A 19,259-nucleotide genomic window follows, 5' to 3' on the forward strand; every position below is an offset into this window, starting at 1 on the left:
GACCGATCTGGTTGAGATCGATGAGGAGGTCCATCACCTGCTCGCCGGAACGGCTGTCGAGGGCGCCGGTCGGCTCGTCGGCCAGGAGCAGCGCCTACGGCGCCGAAGTCGACCTGATGGGCTTCCTGTCCGAGAAGGACATGGACGGCATCCTCGCCATGTCCGTGGGCGAACTCGTCACGCACATCGGCCGGATCACCCACGCCTCACTCACCCATGCCTCCCTCACCCACGCATCCGTGGGCCACGGGTCCGCGGGCCGCGCATCCGGGGGACACGGCAGCCACACCCGTACCTCTCCGGCCGGCGCCCGCGCCGCCGCCGCGACCGGATCGGACGGCTGATCCCGCCATGGCCTTCGTCCCCGCGGGCAGTGTCCGCTTCCACGTCCAACAGCTCCCGGCCACCGCGCACCCGGCCGGCACCGACGCCGCCGACCGCCCCGTCGTGGTGTTCGTGCACGGGCTGGTCGTCGACAACCTCTCCTCCTTCTACTGCCCCCTGGCCGTCCCGGTGGCCCGGGCCGGGCACGAGGTGGTCCTCTACGATCTGCGCGGCCACGGCCGTACCGAGCGCCCGGCCACCGGCTACGACAGCCGCACCGCCGTACGGGACCTCGTCGCCCTGCTCGGCGCGCTCGGCCTCGGGCACCGCCCGGTGCACCTCGTGGGCAACAGCTACGGCGGCACCCTGGCGCTGCACGCGGCCCTCGCCCGGCCCGACCTCGTCGCCGGCCTCACCCTGCTCGAACCCCCGCTCAGCGGGGCCTGGGTGGACAACATGGTGGACACCCTGTCGGCGGCCGCCCTCAGCCTGGAGGACAGCGCGGTACCCGCCGAGCTGCTCACCCTGCGGCTGCGCAAGGCGGCCAACCTCACGGCCATCGCCGACGACCTGCTCAACCGCACCACCCTCATCGACGACATCGCCGCGAGCCGGACCTTCACCCCGGGCGACTACGCCGGACTGCGCTGCCCCGTCCTGATCGTCTGCGGCGAGCACTCCGAACTGGTCCCGGGTGCCATGGAACTGGCCCGCCACGCCCCGCACGTCACCGCCGTCGAGATCCTGCCGGGCCTGGGGCACGACGTGCTGAAGGAGACCAGCGGAGCGCTCCGGGCGGCCGTGCTCGCACACCTCGACGCGACGGCCACGGCGGTCGCACGCACGGCGACACCGGCGCCGACCACCGCATCGACGGCGACGGTGCGGCCGAGGGCAGGAGCGCTGGTCCGATGAGGGTGCTCTTCACGGTGCCGCCGCTCGCGGGGCATGTCAACCCGACCGTGGCGGTCGGCGCCGAACTGGCCGCCCGCGGCCACGAGGTCGCCTGGAGCGGTCCTCCCGGGGCGCTGGCCCGGCTGCTGCCCGAACACGCCAGGATCCTCTCCGCAGGCGCCGAAGCGGGCGGCGACTACGCGATGCTGCACGCACGCTGGCGCGATCTGCGCGGGGTCGGGGCGCTCCGGTTCCTCTGGGAGGAGGCGCTGGTCCCGCTGGCCAGGGCGATGCTCCCCGGTGTGGTCCGGGCGGTCGGCGCCTTCCAGCCGGACGTGCTGGTCGCCGATCAGCAGGCCCTGGCCGGCCCCGTGGCTGCGCGGCGGCTCGGGGTGCCTTGGGTGACCTCCGCCAGCACCTCGGCCGAACTCACCTCTCCCTTCGCCGACTTCCCGAAGGTCGGGGAGTGGGTGGCCGCGCAGATCGCCGGTCTGCTGGCGGAGTGCGGGGCCGATCCCGACCCGGCCGGAGCGCCGTGGGACCCGCGGTTCTCGGAGCGGCTGGTCCTGGTGTTCTCCAGTCGCGAACTGGTGGGAGGAGACGTGAAGTTCCCGCCGCACTACGCCTTCGTCGGTCCGGCCTTCGGGGCCCGGCCGTCCGTTTCCGGATTTCCCTGGGAGCGACTGGATCCGGAGCGGCGCCGGGTGCTCGTCTCCCTGGGAACGCTCAACCAGGAGGCCGGGGGCCGGTTCTACGGTGCGGTGCTCGGCGCCGCCGAACGGCTCGAGAAGGAGGTCCAGTTGGTCCTGGTGGCCCCCGCCCCGCTGGTCGGGGCGGTCCCCGGGAACGTACTGCGGTGCGACAGCGTCCCGCAGCTGGAGCTGCTCCGCCATCTGGACGCGGTCGTCTGCCACGGCGGTCACAACACCGTCTGCGAGACCCTCGCACACGGGCTTCCGCTGGTGGTCGCCCCGATCCGCGACGACCAGCCGATCGTCGCCCGGCAGGTCGTGGAGGCCGGAGCCGGTGTGCGGGTGCGCTTCGGCAGGACCGGGGCCGAGGAACTGCGTGACGCGCTGACGGCCGTACTGGACGAACCCGGCCACCGCTGGGGCGCCCGTCGGATCCAGGCCTCATTCGCCGCGGCCGGCGGGGCCGGCGCCGCGGCCGACCGGTTGGAGGAACTCGTATGACGCGCTCCCCGCTCCCTTTCCCCGCCCGGATCCCCCTGTCCGTGCCCCTGCTCCTGCCCGGTGTCCGATGGACCTCCGCCGTCCTGCTCGCCGCCCTCGGCGCGGGCACCGTGCGCGCGGCCCGCCGGCTGCGGGCCGTCCCCGTGCTGCCCATGGCCGCGTACGCGGACGCAGGGGTACCGCGCGCCGCCGGGTGGAGGCTGCTCACCGCCGGAGGGGTCGAGTCCGACGCGGCCACCTTCCTCGCCGCCTGCGCGCACGCCGACCGGGAGGGGCTGAGGGTCCTGGACCTGCTGCCCGGCGACCTGCCCGCCGAGCGCGTGCTCAGCCTGCTGCGCCTGATCGATCCGGCCGGCTACCGGCAGGACCGGCTCGGCGAGGGACGCGGGGCCGGGTTCGCCGTGCTCGTCGCCGAGGAGGTGCTCGTCCGCGCCGGGGTGGAACCGGCCGGCCCGGACGCCACTCCGGCGGAACTCATGGCGGTGACCCGGCGCGTGAAGGAGTACGCCGCCGACGCCACGGGACTGGCCATCGCACCCGCCCTGAGCTGCGGACCGCGGGCCGACGCCGGCGGAGCGGCCCGGGCGGCCGAACTGCGGGCCCAGGGACTGCCGCCCGGGGCGCTCGCCGCCGCGCAGCTCGCCGGACTGGCCCTGCTGGCCGGCGTCGCCGTACGCCAGGGCCGGTGGGGGGCCGCCGCGGCGGGGCTGTACTGGATCCAGCCCTACCTGGCACTCGGCCGGCCCGGAGCACCCCTGCGCCCCGGAGACCTGGCCCGGGCCACGGCCGTCCGGCCCGTACGCTCCCTCGGCGCGGCCCTGCGCACGGCCGCAGCGACGACCCGCACGCCCCGCCCCGAGGCCGCCGTGACGCCGAACGGCCGGGCCGCCGCGCGGGACCCGGAGCGGGACGCCGTCGACGTGGAGGCAGTGCGGGCCGAGCCGGTCCGACCCGGGGCAGTCCGAGCGGAGCCGGCCCGACCGGAGGCCGTCCGGCCGGAGATCGTGCGGGCGGAGGCCGTCCGCGCGTACCGGGCCGACCTGGCCGCCGGAACCGACCGGTTCCTCGAACCGCGCCGGCCCGACTGCCCCTGGTGCGGCTCCGAACAGCTCTCCGTCCGGATCCGGGTGCCCGACCTGCTCCAGGGCAAGCCCGGCCGGTTCACCCTGGAACAGTGCGGAGACTGCGGGCACGTCTTCCAGAACCCCCGACTCTCCCCCGAGGGGCTGGAGTTCTACTACCGCGACTTCTACGACGGCCACGGCGGCGAGGGCGCGGCCACCGTCTTCGGCCGGCTCGGGGACGCCTACCGGGGCCGGGCCGAAATGCTCCGCCCGCACACCGATCCCCTGTCCTGGCTCGATGTCGGCACCGGACACGGCCACTTCTGCAACGCCGCCCGCGACGTCTGGCCGGACACCCGCTTCGACGGGCTGGACATGGGCGACGGCGTCCGCGAGGCCGAGCTGCGCGGCTGGGTGGAGACGGGATACCAGGGCCAGTTCCCGGAGTTCGCGGTGAAACTCGCGGGACAGTACGAGGTCGTCAGCATGTACCACTACCTGGAGCACACCCGGGACCCGCTCGCGGAACTGGACACGGCGGCCGCCGTCCTGGCCCCCGGCGGCTACCTCACGATCGAACTCCCCGACCCCGAGTCCCGGATGGCCCGGCTGCTCGGTCCGGCCTGGCTGCCCTGGTTCCAGCCGCAGCACCAGCACCTGATCCCCTCCTCGAACCTGCGCGAGGCGCTGGCCGACCGGGGATTCACCGTCCTGGCCGAGGAACACGGGCCGGCCCACCAGGGCAACGACTTCTTCGGCGCGGTGGCCCTGACCGCGACCCGGCTGGCCCCCGACCCGGACCGCCCGTGGGGGCCCCGGGCCACCACCGGCCGACGCGTGCTGACCGGGGCCGTACGGCTGGCCTCGCTGCCCTGCTTCGCCGCCGCGGCGGTGCTCGACGGGCTGCGCACCGCCGCGGCCCGGCGCACGGACGGCGGCAACGCCTACCGGATGCTGGCCCGCAAGGACACGCGGTGACGGGCCCCGGCGCGCAGGCCGGCCCCGTCCCCGCCGCTGCCGTCCCCGCCGCTGCCGTCCCCGGCACCACCCCGGTTCCCGTCGATGCCGCCACCGTGGCCCCCACCGGGGGAGACCTCGCCCGCCGGGCCACCGCCGACCCGCTCTTCCGCCTGGTCGCCTACGCCCTGGAGACCGCGCACGGCCGCCCCCCGACCGCCGTCTGGAGTGCCCCGTACGCCTTCCACCTGGGCTCCCCGGGCCTCGTCGCGGCAGCCGGCTGGCCGGTGGCGGCCGCGGCGGCCCCGCGCACCGACGGCCTGGTGCGGCTCAGCTCCCTGGCCCACCCGGCGGACAGCTGCGACCTCCCGCTGACCCTGTCCGGACCGCCGCCCGCCACCCCGGCCTGGGCCGCCCGCCCGTACGCACTGCTGCGCGTGCTGGCCCGGGCCGGGTACGGCCGCGCCGGGACCGACCTGCACGTGCAGGGCTCCCTCACCGCGGCCGCCGGGCTGGCCACCGAGGAGGCCGCCGACTGCGCGGTGGCGCTCGCGGTGGCCGACGTGCACACCCCGGCGGGCGAGGGACCGGACCGGGTGCGGCTGGCCCGGCTGATGGCGGAGGTGCTGCCGGACGGCGACGACGCCCTGCGCCGGGGCGCCCTCTTCGCCCGGCCGGGCAGGGCCCTCCTGCTCGGCCAGGGCCCGCCCCCGCCGGAGCCCCGCCGGCAACGCCAGCGGTACGTGGTCTTCGACCCGGCCGGGTCGGGGGCACGTCTGGTGCTGCTGGCCCTGCGTCCGGCGCCCGACGGCACGCAGGACCGTACGGCCGACGTGGCCCGGGCCGTCGGGTGCGCGCGCCGGGCCGGGGCCCTGAGCGCCTGGCAGCCCGGGCAGAAGCCGGGGCGGAGCGTACTGGTCCTGCTGCCCGAAGCCCGGCTGGCGGCGGTGCGGGCGGCGGTCGCGGAGGACTTCCGCGACCGGGGGCTGCCCGTGCCCCGCTTCCTGAACATCACCGTCGCCGGAGCGGCCCGCCGCGAGGCGTGACCCCGGCCCCCGACCCCGGGCCGACCTCGGCCCCTGCCTCCGACCCCGAGCACCCCACCACTCTTCACGAGGAGGAACCACCCATGCCCCTCCGTTCCCCGACCACACCGGGCGCGACCGCCCGCGCGAGACACCGGGCCCACCGGTCCGCCCTGACCGCCGGCATCGGCGCACTCGGCGCACTCGGCCTGCTGGGCGCCTTCACCATCGCCAACTCCCAGGCGGCCGAGCGCGGTTCAGCGTCCCCGTCGGCCGCGGCCGCACTGCCCGCGTACGACCACGTGGTCGTCGTCGTGTACGAGAACAAGCAGTACGGCGAGATCATGGGCAGCGCGAACGCCCCCTACATCAACCAGCTCGCGAGCGGCGGCGCGAGCCTGACCGGCATGAAGGCGCTGACCCACCCCAGCCAGCCGAACTACTTCAACCTCTTCTCCGGCGCCACCCAGGGCATCACCGGGGACGGCTGCTACACCCCGCAGTCGATGACCGCGCCCAACCTCGGCCAGGAACTGATCGCGGCCGGCAAGACCTTCGCCACGTACAACGAGGACCTGCCGAGCGAGGGTTCCACGGCCTGCACCAACGGCCAGTACGCCCAGAAGCACAACCCGTGGTTCGCCTTCAAGAACGTGCCGTTGAACACCGGCAAGACCTGGGCGCAGTTCCCGCAGAACAACTTCGCGGCGCTGCCGAACCTTTCGTTCATCGTCCCCAACCAGTGCAACGACATGCACTCCTGCTCGGTCGGCACGGGCGACACCTGGACGAAGAACAACATCGACGCCTACGCGCAGTGGGCGAAGGCCAACAACAGCCTGCTGGTACTGACCTGGGACGAGGACAACTTCCTCGGCTCCAATCAGATCGCCACCGTCTTCTACGGGGCGAACGTCAAGACGGGCACGTACTCCACGGCCTTCAACCACTACAACCTGCTGCGCACCTTCGAGGACCTCTTCGGCACGGCCACGCACGCCGGGAACGCCGCCAACGTCCAGCCGATCAGCGAGGTGTTCAGCTCCACGACACCGACCCCGACGCCGACCCCGACGTCCACCCAGACTCCGACTCCGACTCCCACGCCGACTTCGACACCCACCCCGACGCCGACCTCGGCCGAGCTGAAGCTGGCCAACCCCGGCCCCCAGAGCTGCAAGTTCAACCAGAACTGCACCATCCAGCTCACCGCCACGGGCGGCAAGCCACCCGTCCGCTACGCCGCCACCGGACTCCCCTGGGGCCTGACCCTGGACGCCGCCACGGGCCGCATCACCGGAAAGCCCTGGGCCGTCGCCACCATCCAGATCACCGCCACCGCCACCGACACCACCGGAGCCACCGCCACCACCACCTTCCCCCTCACCCTCACCTGGTTCTGAAGGAGGCACCCGTGTACCTGTCGACCAGCCGTGCGGCGGACATCGCCGCAGACCCTCCGGCTCCGAAGGGCCCCCTGCGGGCCGTCCCCGGCACGGTGCTCGCGCTCGGCATGGTCAGCCTGGTCACGGATGTCTCCGCGGAGATGGTCACCGCCGTCCTGCCGCTGTACCTGGTGGCAGGACTCGGCATGTCCCCGCTCGCCTTCGGCGCCCTGGACGGGCTCAACCAGGGCGCCACCGCGCTGCTGCGCCTCGTGGGCGGACGGGTCTCGGACCGCACGCAGCGCCGCAAGCTCGTCGCCGGCACCGGCTACGCGATCTCCGCCGCCTGCAAGGCGGCCCTGCTCGCGGTCACCACCCCCTGGTCGGTGGCGGCGGTGCTCGCCGCCGACCGGACCGGCAAGGGGCTGCGCACCGCCCCGCGCGATGCGCTGATCTCACTGTCCTGCCCGCCGGGGGAGCAGGGCCGCGCCTTCGGCGTGCACCGCGCGCTGGACACGGCCGGGGCCCTGCTGGGACCGCTGGCCGCGTTCGGCGTGCTCTGGGTGGCGGTGGACGGATACGAGGCCGTCTTCACCGTGAGCTGCTGCCTCGCGGTCCTGGGCGTCCTGGTGCTGGCCCTGTTCGTACGGGAGAGCCCCGCGCCCGCACCGGCGGCCGGGACGCCTTCGGCCCGCACCCTCCTGCGGATCCCGGGCCTGCGGCGGCTCTGTCTGACGGCTGCCGCACTTGGCCTGTTCACCGTCGGGGACGCCTTCCTCTACCTGCTGCTCCAGCGGCGCCTGGACCTGCCGGCCACCTGGTTCCCGCTGCTGGCGGTCGGCACCGCGGCCGTGTTCCTGCTGGCCGCGGTCCCCGTGGGCCGGCTCGCCGACCGGCTGGGCCGCCACCGGGTCTTCCTCGGCGGCCACCTGCTGCTGCTCGGCGCCTGCCTGCTGCTCCTGGCGCCGGTACCGCCCGGGCCCGTGCTCGCGGTCGGGGTCCTCGCCCTGCTCGGCCTGTTCTACGCGGCCACCGACGGGGTACTGATGGCCGCCGCCGGGCCGCTGCTGCCCCCCGGGCTGCGCACCACCGGGCTGGCGGTGCTCCAGACGGCGCAGGCCCTGGCCCGCTTCGCGGGCTCCCTGCTCTTCGGAGCCGCCTGGACCCTGTGGGGACCGGGCCCGGCGCTGGCCGCGGCGGCCGGCGGACTGCTGCTGGCGCTGACCGCCACGGCCGCCGCCACGTCCGCCTTCACGGACCGCGGTCCCGCCGACGGGGAGGAATCCCCCGAGCGGTGAGGGCGGGGCCGACCGGCGGCCCCGCCTCCTCCCCTCACGTCAGGCCGGCGCTCCGCTCGGCTGCGGCTCCTTCGCGGCCCGCCGGCGCAGCGAGTCCTCGTCGGTGTCCGCGTCGTAGGAGATCAGCTTCGGCAGCAGGGCGGCCAGCAACGCCACCGAGGCCACGCAGGCCAGTCCGCCGCTCCAGAAGGCCGGGCGGGTGCCGGTCCAGCCGGCCATCGTGCCCGCACGGACCTGGCCGAGCTGCGGGCCGACGGTGTACGAGAGCACCTCGATGCCCGCGAGCCGGCCGCGCAGCTCCTCGGGGATCGTCTGGTTCCAGATGGTGGCGCGCCCCAGCCCGCTGAGCATGTCGCCCGCGCCGGCCACCGCGAGGCACAGCAGCACGAGCCAGATGTTCCCGGACCACCCCGCGGCGGCGATGGCCAGCCCCCACACGCCGGCCCCGCACACCACCAGCAGCCCGTGCCGGCGTACCCGCGAGGCCCAGCCGCTGGTCAGTCCCAGGGCCAGCGAGCCCACGGCGCCCGCCGCGTACATCAGACCGAGCGCCCACACGGCGTCGAGCTCATCGGCGAGGAAGGGGAAGATGGCGTTCGGGAAGGCGAAGAGCATCGCCGCCATGTCCACGGCGTACGTGCCGAGCAGCACGGGCCGGCTCCACGCGTACCGCGCCCCCTCGGCGATCCCCCGCAGCGAGGGCCGCTCGGCGTCCCGCGCGGGCGGAGCCGGACGCAGGCGCAGGCACAGCAGCACCGATACGAAGAATCCCGCGACGGTGACCGTGTACGCGGGGACGTACCCGGCGTAGGCGACGACCAGACCGGCCACCGCGGGACCCGCGATGGCGCCGAACTGGTAGCGCAGCCCGTTCAGCGCGGCGGCGGCGGTGAGCTGGTCGTGCGGCACGATCCGCGCCATCAGCGAGTCCATGGCAGGCCGCTGCAGGCCGGTCAGCGCCGATACGCACGCCGCGACCACGTACAGCGGCCACAGCATGGGGCTCGGCAGGGCCGCGTTCACCACGAGGACCAGGGCGAGCACACCGAGCCCGGCCTCGGTCAGCAGGATCATCCGCCGCCGGTCCACGGCGTCGGCGAGGGCGCCCCCGTAGAGACCGAAGACCACCAGCGGGAGCAGTTCCACCGCGCCCATCGCACCGACCGCCAGGGGCGAGTCCGTCAGGTGCTTGATCTGGAGCGGCAGCGCGATCATCGCCATGAACGAGCCGAAGAAGGTGACCGTGCCCTGGTAGAACAGCAGCCGGAAATCGGGGCTGGACCGGAGCGGGCTCAGGTCGGGGAGTACGGAGGCGAAACGGGATCTGCTCACGACGGGCCATGGTCGGCGCCCGCCCGTCCCCGGGCAACCGAATTTCCGCGATTCGCGGCCGCCCTCCGATCCTGCACAATCGGCGGATGAGCGATGAAGACCCCTACCTCTGGCTGGAAGACGTCACCGGCGAGGCCGCCCTCTCCTGGGTGCGCGAACGCAACGAAGAAACGGTGTCCGCGCTGGCCACGGACCCAGGGTTCAAGGTGCTGGAGTCGGAGATCCGCGAGGTCCTCGACGACGACGGCAGGATCCCGTACGCACGCCGGCGGGGACGCCACCTCTACAACTTCCGGCAGGACGCCGACCACGTACGCGGCCTGTGGCGGCGCACCACCCTGGAGGAGTACCGCAAGGACCGGCCGGACTGGGAGCCGGTCCTGGACCTGGACGCGCTCGCCGAGGCCGAGGGGGAGAAGTGGGCCTGGGCGGGCAGCGCCGTCCTGGCCCCCGATCACCGCCACGCCCTGGTCATGCTGTCGCGTGACGGGGCGGACGCCTGTGTGGTGCGCGAGTTCGACCTCGTGGAGCGCACGTTCGTCACGGGAGGCTTCGAGGTCGCCGAGGCCAAGACCCGGATCGGCTGGATCGACCGGGACCTGGTCTGGATCGGCACGGACTTCGGCCCCGGTTCGATGTCCGGGTCCGGCTACCCCCTCCAGGTCCGCCGGTGGCGGCGCGGCACCCCCCTCGCGGAGGCCGAGTTGGTCTACGAGGGACGGCCGACCGACCTGTCCGCGTCCGGCTGGCACGATGACACACCCGGTTTCGAACGGGACTTCGTCCACCGTCAGATCGACTTCTGGCAGGGGGAGCTGCTCCTCCTCCCCGGGAACGGGGAGGCCGCCGGTGCCCCGGTTCCGGCCGAGCCCGAGAAGATCGATGTCCCGGACGACGCCGGTGCCTCCGTCCACCGGGAGTGGCTGATCGTCGCGCCGAAGTCCCCGTGGCTCGGCCACGTCGCGGGCAGCCTGCTCGCCTTCGACTTCGAGGCCTTCCGGGCGGGCGAGCGGGAGGCGGCGGTGCTCTTCACCCCCGACGAGCACACCGCCCTCGCGGGCTGGAGCTGGACCCGCCACCACCTGATCCTCACGACCAGCGCCGACGTCTCCTCCCGACTGGAGATCCTGACCCCCGGTCCGGGCCCCGACGGCTGGAGCCGCACCCCGCTGGCGGGCGTACCGCCGCTGTCCACGGCCTCGGTGGTCGGCACCGACCCGGACGTGAGCGACGAGTTCTTCCTCGACGTCTCGGGCCACCTCCAGCCGTCCACCCTCTACCGGGGTACGGCCCCGGCCGGGGCCGACGAGACCGTCAAGCAGGGCCCGTCCCTCTTCGACACCGCCGGCCTCGCGGTCCGCCAGTACTTCGCGCGCTCCGCGGACGGCACGCGGGTCCCGTACTTCGTCGTCGGACCCGAGGACCGCACCGGCCCCGGGCCCACCCTGCTCTACGGCTACGGCGGCTTCGAGGTCACCATGGTCCCGGGCTACAGCGCCGTCACCGGCCGCGCCTGGCTCGCGCGCGGCGGCACCTACGTGGTGGCGGGCATCCGGGGCGGGCACGAGTACGGGCCCTCATGGCACAAGGCCGCGCTCGGGGCGAACCGGGTCCGGGCCTACGAGGACTTCGCCGCCGTGGCCCGGGACCTCATCGCCCGGGACGTCACCACCCCCGCCCAGCTCGGCATCGAAGGCGGCAGCAACGGCGGGCTGCTCATGGGCGCGATGCTCACCCGCGACCCCGAACTGTTCGGCGCGGTCGTCGCCCACGTGCCGCTGCTGGACATGCTCCGCTTCCACAAGCTGCTCGCCGGGGCGAGCTGGATCGCCGAGTACGGGGACCCCGACAGCCCGGCCGACCGGCCCCACCTGGAACGGATCTCCCCGTACCACCAGGTCCGGACGGAGGGGCCCCCGTATCCGCCGCTGCTCCTGCTGACCTCGACCCGCGACGACCGCGTCCACCCCGGGCACGCCCGAAAGATGGCCGCACGGCTGCGGGAGTCGGGGCACCCCGTCCTCTTCCACGAGCACCTCGGCGGAGGCCACGCGGGCGCCACCGACCACGGGCAGACCGCCTTCAACGAGGCGCTGGTCCACACCTTCCTGTGGGAGCGGCTGACCCCGCCGAGGTGACGGTTCTTCCGAGGTGACCGTTTCTCCGCGGTGACCGGTCCTGCGCGGTGACCGGTCCTGCGCGAGCGCGCGGTCCGGGATCAGATCTGGCAGCTGATCTCGGCCGCGACGCGTTCGCCGGAGACGACTGCCGCGTTCAGCGTGGAGTTCGGCCTGCCCGGGGAAGGCGACCGACAGACGGTGGCCACGCTTCTTCCGCGTGGGGAACCGGGCCGGATGGCCAGGTTCCAGACGTTGTCGTACGCCCGGTCCAGGGCGCGCACGATCTGCTGTCCGGCCTGCGCGGGCAGGTCACCGATCCAGTCGAGGTCCGCGCGGGCTGCGGTCAGTTGCTTGCACTGCTCCGCAGACCGCAACGTGTACCGGCGCTGCTCCCACAGGTACACGCGCTGCTCAAGAGCCAGGTTCCCCAGAGCGCGCGGGATGTGTCGACTCTGTTTCGGTGTGACGGTGGCGGGTCAGCGAGCCGGACCGGGCTCCGCTCAGCGCCCGGACCCGGTTCTCGATCGCGGTGATCAGCGCCTCGACCCGGGCCTGGAAGATCTGCTCGTCCGTCACCTCGGCCAGTTCGCCGCTCAGTCGGGTGATGTGGGGGAAGCCCTCGGGGTCGACCAGCCGGTACTCGCGGTTCCACGAGGACTCGTCGGCCGCCCGGATCTCCGGGGCGAAGAGCAGGTAGGCGGCGCGCTGGCCGACGTAGGCGAGGAGGGAGTCGCCGACCATCCGGTAGTGGACGGCCGCCTCGGCCCCGTGGAGGCCGGCCTCGGTCACCGCGCCGAGGATCAGCTCCACGACGCGGAACTCGTTGGGCCTGCGGGTGGTGCGGCTGGCCATGGTCGAGCCGACCACCGGGTACCTGAGGGCGACTTCGAGGGAGCCGTCGGCGAGGGCCCGCAGCCGGTCCTTCCAGTCGAGTCCCGCGGGGATCCTGTCGAGCACCTCGCCGAGCGTGCGGTCGGCGACGGACAGCAGGAGATCGTCCTTGTCGCGGAAGTGCCGGTAGATCGCGGTCGGGTCGGCGCCGAGCTCCTCACCGAGACGCCGGACGGTGAAGGCGTCCTCGCTGCCGCGGGCCGCGATGCGCAGGCTCGCTTCGATGATCGCGTCGGGTGTGAGCTGGCTGCCCGCGCGCTTGGACCGGGCTGGTGTGTCGGATGGCTTCGGCATGGTGGGGCCAGTGTAACGATGTGGAACAGAGCGAGCGCAACACCGTTGACAACATTGTTGCGCTCCCGTTCACTCCTCCTCAACGAACCAGCCGAGCGGGGCTCACCCGCCGAGCCGAAGGATGCGTCGATGGGCAAGACCAGGCAGCGTGCCGACATCGTCTTCGTAGGGGGCCGGGTCTTCACCGGGACCTCACCGACCCCGATCGACGCCGCCGTCGCCGTCGGAGGCGGCCGGATCCTCGCCGTCGCCGACGCGGCCACCGTGCGATCCCTCGCGGACGCCGGCACCGAGGTGGTCGACCTCGCGGGAGGACTGCTCGTCCCCGGATTCCAGGACGCCCACGTGCACCCCGTGGTGGCCGGCGTCCAGATGCTCGGCTGCGACCTGAGCGAGGAGCGCACCATCGACGGCTACCTCGCGGTGGTCGCGGCATTCGCCGAAGCCCACCCCGATGCGGCCTGGATCCGCGGCGGCGGCTGGTCGATGGACGTCTTCCCCGGGGGCACGCCGACCCGCGCCATGCTCGACGCGGTGGTACCGGACCGGCCGGTCCTGCTCACCAACCGGGACGGCCACGGCGCCTGGGTCAACACCCGGGCCCTCGAGATCGCCGGCGTCGACCGCACCACCCCCGACCCGGCCGACGGCCGGATCGAGCGGGAGGAGGACGGAACCCCGGCCGGCACCCTCCAGGAGGGCGCGGTGGAACTGGTGGCCGACCACGTGCCCATCGCGAGCCCGGACGAGGCGCATGCCGGCCTGCTCGCCGCCCAGGAGTACCTGTTCTCCCTCGGCGTGACCAGCTGGCAGGACGCCATGATCGGCGCCTTCCCCGGCAACCCCGACAACTACGGTGTCTACCTGCGCGCCGCCCGCGAGGGCTCCCTGCGCGCCCGCGTCATCGGCGCCCTGTGGTGGGACCGCGAGCGCGGCCTGGAGCAGATACCCGACCTGGAGGAGCGCCGCGCCGGGGGACAGGTCGGCCGTTTCAACGCCACCAGCGTGAAGATGATGCAGGACGGCATCGCCGAGAACTTCACCGCCGGGATGCTGGAGCCCTACCTCGACGGCTGCGGCTGCGCCACCGACAACTCCGGGCTCAGCTTCATCGACCCAAAGGTGCTCACCGAGGCCGTGGGCCGCCTCGACCGCTCCGGCTTCCAGATCCACTTCCACGCCCTGGGCGACCGGGCCGTGCGCGAGGTGCTCGACGCCCTCGCCGCAGCCCGCGAGGCCAACGGCGCCAACGACAACCGCCACCACCTCGCGCACCTCCAGCTCGTCCACCCAGAGGACATCGAGCGCTTCGCGAGCCTGGACGCGGCGGCCAACATCCAGGCCCTGTGGGCCGCCCACGAACCGCAGATGGACGAGCTCACGATCCCCTTCCTGGGAGCGGAACGGGCCCGCCTCCAGTACCCGTTCGGCGACCTCCGGCGCGCCGGAGCCCGCCTCGTCGCCGGCAGCGACTGGTCGGTCAGCAGCCCCAACCCGCTGTGGGGGATCCACGTCGCGGTCAACCGCTCCGTACCCGACGAGGCACCCAACGCGGCCGGGACCTTCGAACCGGCGCCGCCCTTCTTCCCGGAGCAGGCCCTCACCCTCTCCGAGGCGCTCACCGCCTACACCGCCGGCAGCGCGTGGGTGAACCATCTCGACGAGGTCACCGGCACCGTCGAGGAGGGCAAGTACGCGGACCTGGTCGTCCTGGACCGGGACCCCTTCGCGCACCCCCCGGGGGAGATCGCCGACACCCGCGTGCTGCGCACGTACATCGACGGCGAACTGGTCTTCGCCGCCACCGACTGAGCGGTCGCGGCGCGCGCAGCCACGGCGCGCGCAGCCATCGCACGCACCTCCACCGGCCGGCCCCGCCACCGGCCGAGCGTCACCCACCCCACCGAGCTCATCCCTCAGGGAGCCAGACGATGCCATCAACCCGATCGGGATCCCCGCTGCGCCGCGGCCGCCGCATCCGCCGCCTCCGCACCAGCGCCGCGGCCGCCCTCGCCGCGGCCGCCGTGCTCGTCACGAGCGCCTGCAGCGCCACCGCGCCCGACAAGGACACGGGCCGGGCCGCCGCGTACAAGATCACGGACAGGACGCCCGCCGCCGCCGGAAACGTGGACTCCTTCACCTGGTCCGTCTACGCGGAGCCGACCACCATCGACTACGCGTACTCCTTCGACTTCCCGCCCAACCAGATCCTCGCCAACGTCTGCGAGAGCCTGCTGCGCTGGAACCCCGACCTGACGACCTCCCCGGGTCTCGCGGCCTCGTACACCAACCCCACGCCCACCACCTGGGTCTACCGGATCCGTCCCGGCGTGAGCTTCCACGACGGGACGGCGCTCACCGCCGACGACGTCGTCGCCTCCCTGAGCCGCAACCTCGACCCCGGGACCGGCAGCGTCTGGGCGAACCAGTACAAGAACGTCAAGGCCATCGACAAGACCGGCCCGATGGAAGTCACCGTCACCCTGACCAAGCCGGACTCCACCTTCAACACGTACATGGCCGCCAGCCCCGGCACCGTGGAGTCCGCCGCCACCCTGGCCAAGTCCGGCAAGGACTACGGCAATCCGCAGACCGGCGTGAACTGCACCGGCCCCTTCTCCTTCGCCTCCTGGACCTCCGGCCAGTCCCTCACCCTCAAGCGCTTCGACGGGTACTGGAACCAGGAGCTGAAGGCGAAGTCCGGCGAGGTGAAGTTCGTCTTCCTCGCCGACGCCACCACCCGCGTCAACGCCTTCCAGAGCGGCGAGGTCGACGGCGGCTGGATGGTCCCGCCGAACGCCTACGCCCAACTGGGCACCACCGAGGCCGGAAAGCTCTACTTCGGCCGCAACACCACCGTCGCTGACGAGGTGGTCGCCAACCTCAAGGGCCCCCTCGGCAACCCCAAGGTCCGCCAGGCCCTCCTCATGGCCATCGACCGCAAGGGCATCGTCAAGGCCGGCGCAGGCGGGGTCGGCGAGGTCTCCGACTCGCTCGTCACCGACAACCTGTGGGCCGACGCGCCCCCCGCGACCCGCGAAGCCCTCATGAAGGAGCTGCCGAAGTACCCGTACGACCCGGCCAAGGCCAAGGCGCTCGCCGCCGAGGCCGGAGTGAACGGCCAGGAGATCGTGATCGCGACCAGCCCCCTGGACTCGCAGACCACGATCATCACCCAGGCCGTCGCCCAGGCCGCCACCGCGATCGGGCTGAAGCCGCGGATCGACTCCCTCTCCGCGGAGAAGTACACGACCCTCTTCACCGACCCCGCGGCCCGCGAGGGCATCGACCTCTTCCTCACCTTCTGGTACACGTCCATCACCGACCCGCTGGACATGTTCGCCTCGCTGGAGACCGGAGCCTTCAGCAACTACGGCAACTGGTCCGACCCGGCCTTCGACGCCGCCGTCCAGAAGGCCGTCGCAGCCTACGACCCGGCAGAACACGCGGCCGCCAACGCCGAGGCACAGAAGATCGCCTCGCGCGAACTGCCCTGGCTGCCCCTCTACACCCTCCCCGTCAGCGTCTTCATGGGCAAGAAGATCACCGGCGTCCAGCCCTCCATCGCCTACCTCTACTACCCGTGGGCGGCCGAGATCGGAGCCAAGGGATGAGGGCCGCGGCGACGGCCGCGACAGCCCGCGCCGCACGGGTGCTGCGCCGCCTGGCCGGCATGGCGGCGACCCTGCTCGTCACCTCCTTCCTCGTCTTCTCCTCCCTGTTCCTGGCCCCCGGGGACCCGGCCAGCTTCCTCGTCAAGGGACGCAGCCCCAGCCCGGAGGACCTCGCCGCGCTGCGCAGCCAGTACGGCTTCGACGAACCCTTCCTGGTCCGGTACTGGAACTGGCTCGAAGGCGTGCTGCACGGCGACTTCGGCCGCTCCTACCTCTTCCACCAGGACGTGTCCGCGGTCATCTGGTCGCGGCTGCCCTCCTCCCTGCTGCTGATCGCCGTATCCGGCCTGATGATCGCCGTGTTCGGCATCGGCTCCGGCATCATCGGCGCGCTGCGCCGGGGTTCGCGCACCGACCGCTCCCTGATGCTGCTCGTCACCGTGGGCGCGGCCGCACCCGCCTTCGTCGCCGCCCTGCTGCTCAGGTCGGTGTTCGGGGTGCAACTGGGCTGGTTCCCCACCATCGGCAACGGCGAAGGCCTCATGGACCGGCTGCACCACGTGATCCTCCCGGCGGCGGCCCTGTCCGTCACCTTCACGGCCCTGGTGACCCGCGTGACCCGCTCGGCCATGCTCGACGAGCTCGGCCGCGACCACGTGGAGGTCGCGCTGAGCCGCGGAGCGCCACGGCGCACCGTCATCCGGCGGCACGTCCTGCGCAACGCGCTCGGACCGATCGTCACCGTCTCCGCGCTCCTGGTCTCCGGCATGCTGGTCAGCACCGCGATCGTCGAGACCGCCTTCGGCATGTCCGGCGTCGGCTCCCTCCTGGTGCAGTCCGTCGACCAGCTCGACTTCCAGGTCGTCCAGGCCATCGTGCTGCTGGTCGTGGCCGCCTTCGTCGTCGTCAACGCCCTCGTGGACCTGGTCCACCCACTGATCGATCCGCGCACGGCCGCGGCGGGGAGCGCCCGATGAGCACCCTTCCCGAAACGGGCGTCACGACCCGTACCCCCCGTACCCCCGATTCCCCCCGCGCCCGGCGCGACCCGCTCGCCCGGCTGCGCCGGCTCGGCGGCAGCCGGCTCCAGCGGACCTGCCTGGCGCTCCTCGTCCTGTTCGTGCTCGTCGCGATCCTGGGTCCCTGGATCGCCCCGTACGACCCCACCTTCGGACAGCTCGGCGACACCCTCCTGGGGCCGAGCGCCCAGCACTGGCTGGGCACCGACCAGGGCGGCCACGACACCCTCTCGGCGCTCGTCGTCGGCACCCGGACCAGCCTGGCCGGCCCACTCGCGGTCGTCCTGTTCTCCACGCTCCTCGGCGTCGCCGTCGGCCTGTTCACCGCCTGGCGCGGGGGCTGGATCGACACCGCCGTCGGCCGGGTCCTCGACGTCCTGTTCGCCTTCCCCGCCCTGCTCCTCGCCATCCTCGCGGTGGCCCTGTTCGGCAAGGGGATGACGGCTCCGGTGATCGCCATGGCCCTCGCCTACATGCCGTACACCGCACGCCTCGTCAGGGGCCTGGCCGTCCGGGAGAAGTCCCGGCCCTACATCGCCGCCTACCAGGTGCAGGGCCACTCGCCCCTGTACGTCACCGTCCGCAGGCTGCTGCCCAACATCGCCCCGACGCTGCTCGCCCAGTCGACGGTGAACTTCGGCTACGCGCTGCTCGACCTCGCCGCCCTCTCCTTCCTCGGACTCGGCGTGCAGCCGCCCACCCCCGACTGGGGCGCCATGATCAACCAGGGGCAGGCGGCCGTCCTGCAGGGCCAGCCGCTCTCCGCGATCGCGCCGGCCGTGGCGGTCGTCCTGGTCGTGGTCGCCTTCAACGTCGTCGGGGAAGACCTCGGCGACCGGCTCGCGGGGAGGGACTCCCGATGACACTGCTCGACTACGAAGCCCTGCACGTCACCCTCCCCGCGATGGCCCGCCCCCTCCTCGACGGCGTCAGCCTCACCGTCGCGGCCGGCGAGGTCGTCGCCCTGGTCGGCGAATCCGGCTCCGGCAAGTCCGTCACCGCCCGCGCCGCCCTCGGACTCTTCCCGCAGGGCGCCGGGATCGGCGGCCGGGTCCGCGTGGACGGCACCGACCTGGTCGGCGCCACCCCCGCGAGCCTGCGCGAGGTCCGCACGAACAAGGCGGCCATGATCTACCAGGACCCCCGGGCCGCCATCAACCCGGTACGCCGGGTCGGGGACTTCCTCACCGAACCGCTCCGCCTGGTGCACGGCTGGTCCAAGGCCCGGGCGAACGTCAGGGCCGCCGAACTGCTCGACGCGGTCGGCCTGCCCGACCCCGTCCGCCACCTGAACCAGTTCCCGCACGAGCTCTCCGGCGGCATGCTCCAGCGCGTCGTGATCGCCGCCGCCCTCACGGCCGAACCCCGGCTCCTGCTCTGCGACGAGCCGACCACCGCGCTCGACGTCAGCACCCAGGCCGAGATCCTGGCCGTCCTGGGCCGGCTCCAGCGCGAACGGGGCCTCGGACTCCTCCTCATCACCCACGACATCGAACTCGCCGCCTCCGTCAGCGACCGGATCTACGTCATGTACGCGGGCCGGATCGTCGAAACGGCGCCCGTCGCGGAACTCTTCGCCTCGCCCCGGCACCCCTACACCGCGGGCCTGCTCGGATCCTCCCCGCCCCTCGCGGGCCCCCAGGCCCGCCTGACCCCCATCCCCGGCGCCCCGATGGGCCTGCTGGAGTCGGCCCCCGGCTGCGCCTTCGCACCCCGCTGCCGGTTCGCCGAACCGGGCCGCTGCGACCAGTCCCCGCCCGCACTCCTGCGGCACGGCCCGGCCGAGGTCGCCTGCCACCGCGCCGCGGAAATCGGCCCGAAGGAGGACCGTTGAGCAAGCGTCCGAGCA

The 19,259-nt window shown here is 73.4% G+C and carries 15 protein-coding genes and 1 pseudogene; 12 read left to right on the forward strand and 4 right to left on the reverse strand.

All coding sequences use genetic code 11. The annotated features are described in order from the left end of the window. Window positions 1-94, reverse strand: a pseudogene (locus tag ABZY57_RS11590) (ABC transporter ATP-binding protein); the annotation flags it as partial. 257 nt (window positions 95-351) lie between these two features. Between ABZY57_RS11590 and ABZY57_RS11595 the strand changes: the two are divergent. The 6 genes from ABZY57_RS11595 (at window position 352) to ABZY57_RS11620 (ending at window position 8,140) form a co-directional block, all read left to right on the forward strand. After that, on the forward strand, window positions 352-1,239 hold the full coding sequence (locus ABZY57_RS11595; protein WP_356510650.1) for an alpha/beta fold hydrolase: 888 nt from the start codon (window positions 352-354) through the stop codon (window positions 1,237-1,239). Then, window positions 1,236-2,411 carry a glycosyltransferase gene (locus ABZY57_RS11600; protein WP_356510652.1) on the forward strand — a complete coding sequence of 392 codons (1,176 nt, stop codon included), beginning with the start codon at window positions 1,236-1,238 and terminating at the stop codon, window positions 2,409-2,411. Before ABZY57_RS11595 ends, ABZY57_RS11600 begins: the two co-directional genes overlap by 4 nt. Next, a complete protein-coding gene (locus tag ABZY57_RS11605; protein WP_356510654.1) occupies window positions 2,408-4,453 on the forward strand; it encodes a class I SAM-dependent methyltransferase in 2,046 nt (681 codons plus the stop codon). The genes ABZY57_RS11600 and ABZY57_RS11605 overlap by 4 nt, the downstream gene beginning before the upstream one ends. Further along, a complete protein-coding gene (locus ABZY57_RS11610) occupies window positions 4,450-5,478 on the forward strand; it encodes a galactokinase (RefSeq protein ID WP_356510656.1) in 1,029 nt (342 codons plus the stop codon). The genes ABZY57_RS11605 and ABZY57_RS11610 overlap by 4 nt, the downstream gene beginning before the upstream one ends. 83 nt (window positions 5,479-5,561) lie before the next feature. Further along, on the forward strand, window positions 5,562-6,860 hold the full coding sequence (locus ABZY57_RS11615; protein ID WP_356510658.1) for an alkaline phosphatase family protein: 1,299 nt from the start codon (window positions 5,562-5,564) through the stop codon (window positions 6,858-6,860). An 11-nt stretch (window positions 6,861-6,871) separates the two neighbouring features. Then, on the forward strand, window positions 6,872-8,140 hold the full coding sequence (locus ABZY57_RS11620) for an MFS transporter (RefSeq protein ID WP_356510660.1): 1,269 nt from the start codon (window positions 6,872-6,874) through the stop codon (window positions 8,138-8,140). Between the two features lie 39 nt (window positions 8,141-8,179). Here the strand turns inward: ABZY57_RS11620 and ABZY57_RS11625 are convergent, their stop codons facing one another. Beyond that, window positions 8,180-9,472 (reverse strand): MFS transporter, encoded by a 1,293-nt coding sequence (locus ABZY57_RS11625; RefSeq protein WP_356510662.1) that lies wholly within the window; start codon window positions 9,470-9,472, stop codon window positions 8,180-8,182. Window positions 9,473-9,558: 86 nt separating this feature from the next. Between ABZY57_RS11625 and ABZY57_RS11630 the strand changes: the two genes are divergently transcribed. After that, window positions 9,559-11,610 carry a prolyl oligopeptidase family serine peptidase gene (locus tag ABZY57_RS11630; protein WP_356510664.1) on the forward strand — a complete coding sequence of 684 codons (2,052 nt, stop codon included), beginning with the start codon at window positions 9,559-9,561 and terminating at the stop codon, window positions 11,608-11,610. Window positions 11,611-11,690: 80 nt separating this feature from the next. On the opposite strand, the gene ABZY57_RS11635 is transcribed toward ABZY57_RS11630, so the two are convergent. Then, complete coding sequence (locus ABZY57_RS11635) at window positions 11,691-11,996, reverse strand: hypothetical protein (RefSeq protein ID WP_356510666.1); 306 nt, start codon at window positions 11,994-11,996, stop codon at window positions 11,691-11,693. Between the two features lie 7 nt (window positions 11,997-12,003). Continuing rightward, window positions 12,004-12,777: a TetR/AcrR family transcriptional regulator gene (locus tag ABZY57_RS11640; protein ID WP_356510668.1), complete on the reverse strand. Its 774-nt coding sequence runs from the start codon at window positions 12,775-12,777 to the stop codon at window positions 12,004-12,006. A gap of 129 nt (window positions 12,778-12,906) precedes the next feature. Here ABZY57_RS11640 and ABZY57_RS11645 point away from each other — a divergent pair, with 129 nt between their 5' ends. The 5 genes from ABZY57_RS11645 to ABZY57_RS11665 all read left to right on the forward strand — a co-directional run bounded on the left by ABZY57_RS11645 (window position 12,907) and on the right by ABZY57_RS11665 (window position 19,244). Beyond that, a complete protein-coding gene (locus ABZY57_RS11645) occupies window positions 12,907-14,589 on the forward strand; it encodes an amidohydrolase (RefSeq protein ID WP_356510670.1) in 1,683 nt (560 codons plus the stop codon). Window positions 14,590-14,708: 119 nt separating this feature from the next. After that, on the forward strand, window positions 14,709-16,391 hold the full coding sequence (locus tag ABZY57_RS11650; RefSeq protein WP_356510672.1) for an ABC transporter substrate-binding protein: 1,683 nt from the start codon (window positions 14,709-14,711) through the stop codon (window positions 16,389-16,391). Next, window positions 16,388-17,368, forward strand: a complete 981-nt coding sequence (locus ABZY57_RS11655) for an ABC transporter permease (RefSeq protein WP_356510674.1) — start codon at window positions 16,388-16,390, stop codon at window positions 17,366-17,368. The genes ABZY57_RS11650 and ABZY57_RS11655 overlap by 4 nt, the downstream gene beginning before the upstream one ends. Next, window positions 17,365-18,273, forward strand: a complete 909-nt coding sequence (locus ABZY57_RS11660) for an ABC transporter permease (protein WP_356510676.1) — start codon at window positions 17,365-17,367, stop codon at window positions 18,271-18,273. The genes ABZY57_RS11655 and ABZY57_RS11660 overlap by 4 nt, the downstream gene beginning before the upstream one ends. Then, a complete protein-coding gene (locus tag ABZY57_RS11665) occupies window positions 18,270-19,244 on the forward strand; it encodes an ABC transporter ATP-binding protein (RefSeq protein WP_356510678.1) in 975 nt (324 codons plus the stop codon). Before ABZY57_RS11660 ends, ABZY57_RS11665 begins: the two co-directional genes overlap by 4 nt. Window positions 19,245-19,259: the final 15 nt, after the last annotated feature.

The organism is Streptomyces sp. NPDC006450 (assembly GCF_040612195.1).
In the GTDB taxonomy this organism is placed as follows: domain Bacteria; phylum Actinomycetota; class Actinomycetes; order Streptomycetales; family Streptomycetaceae; genus Streptomyces.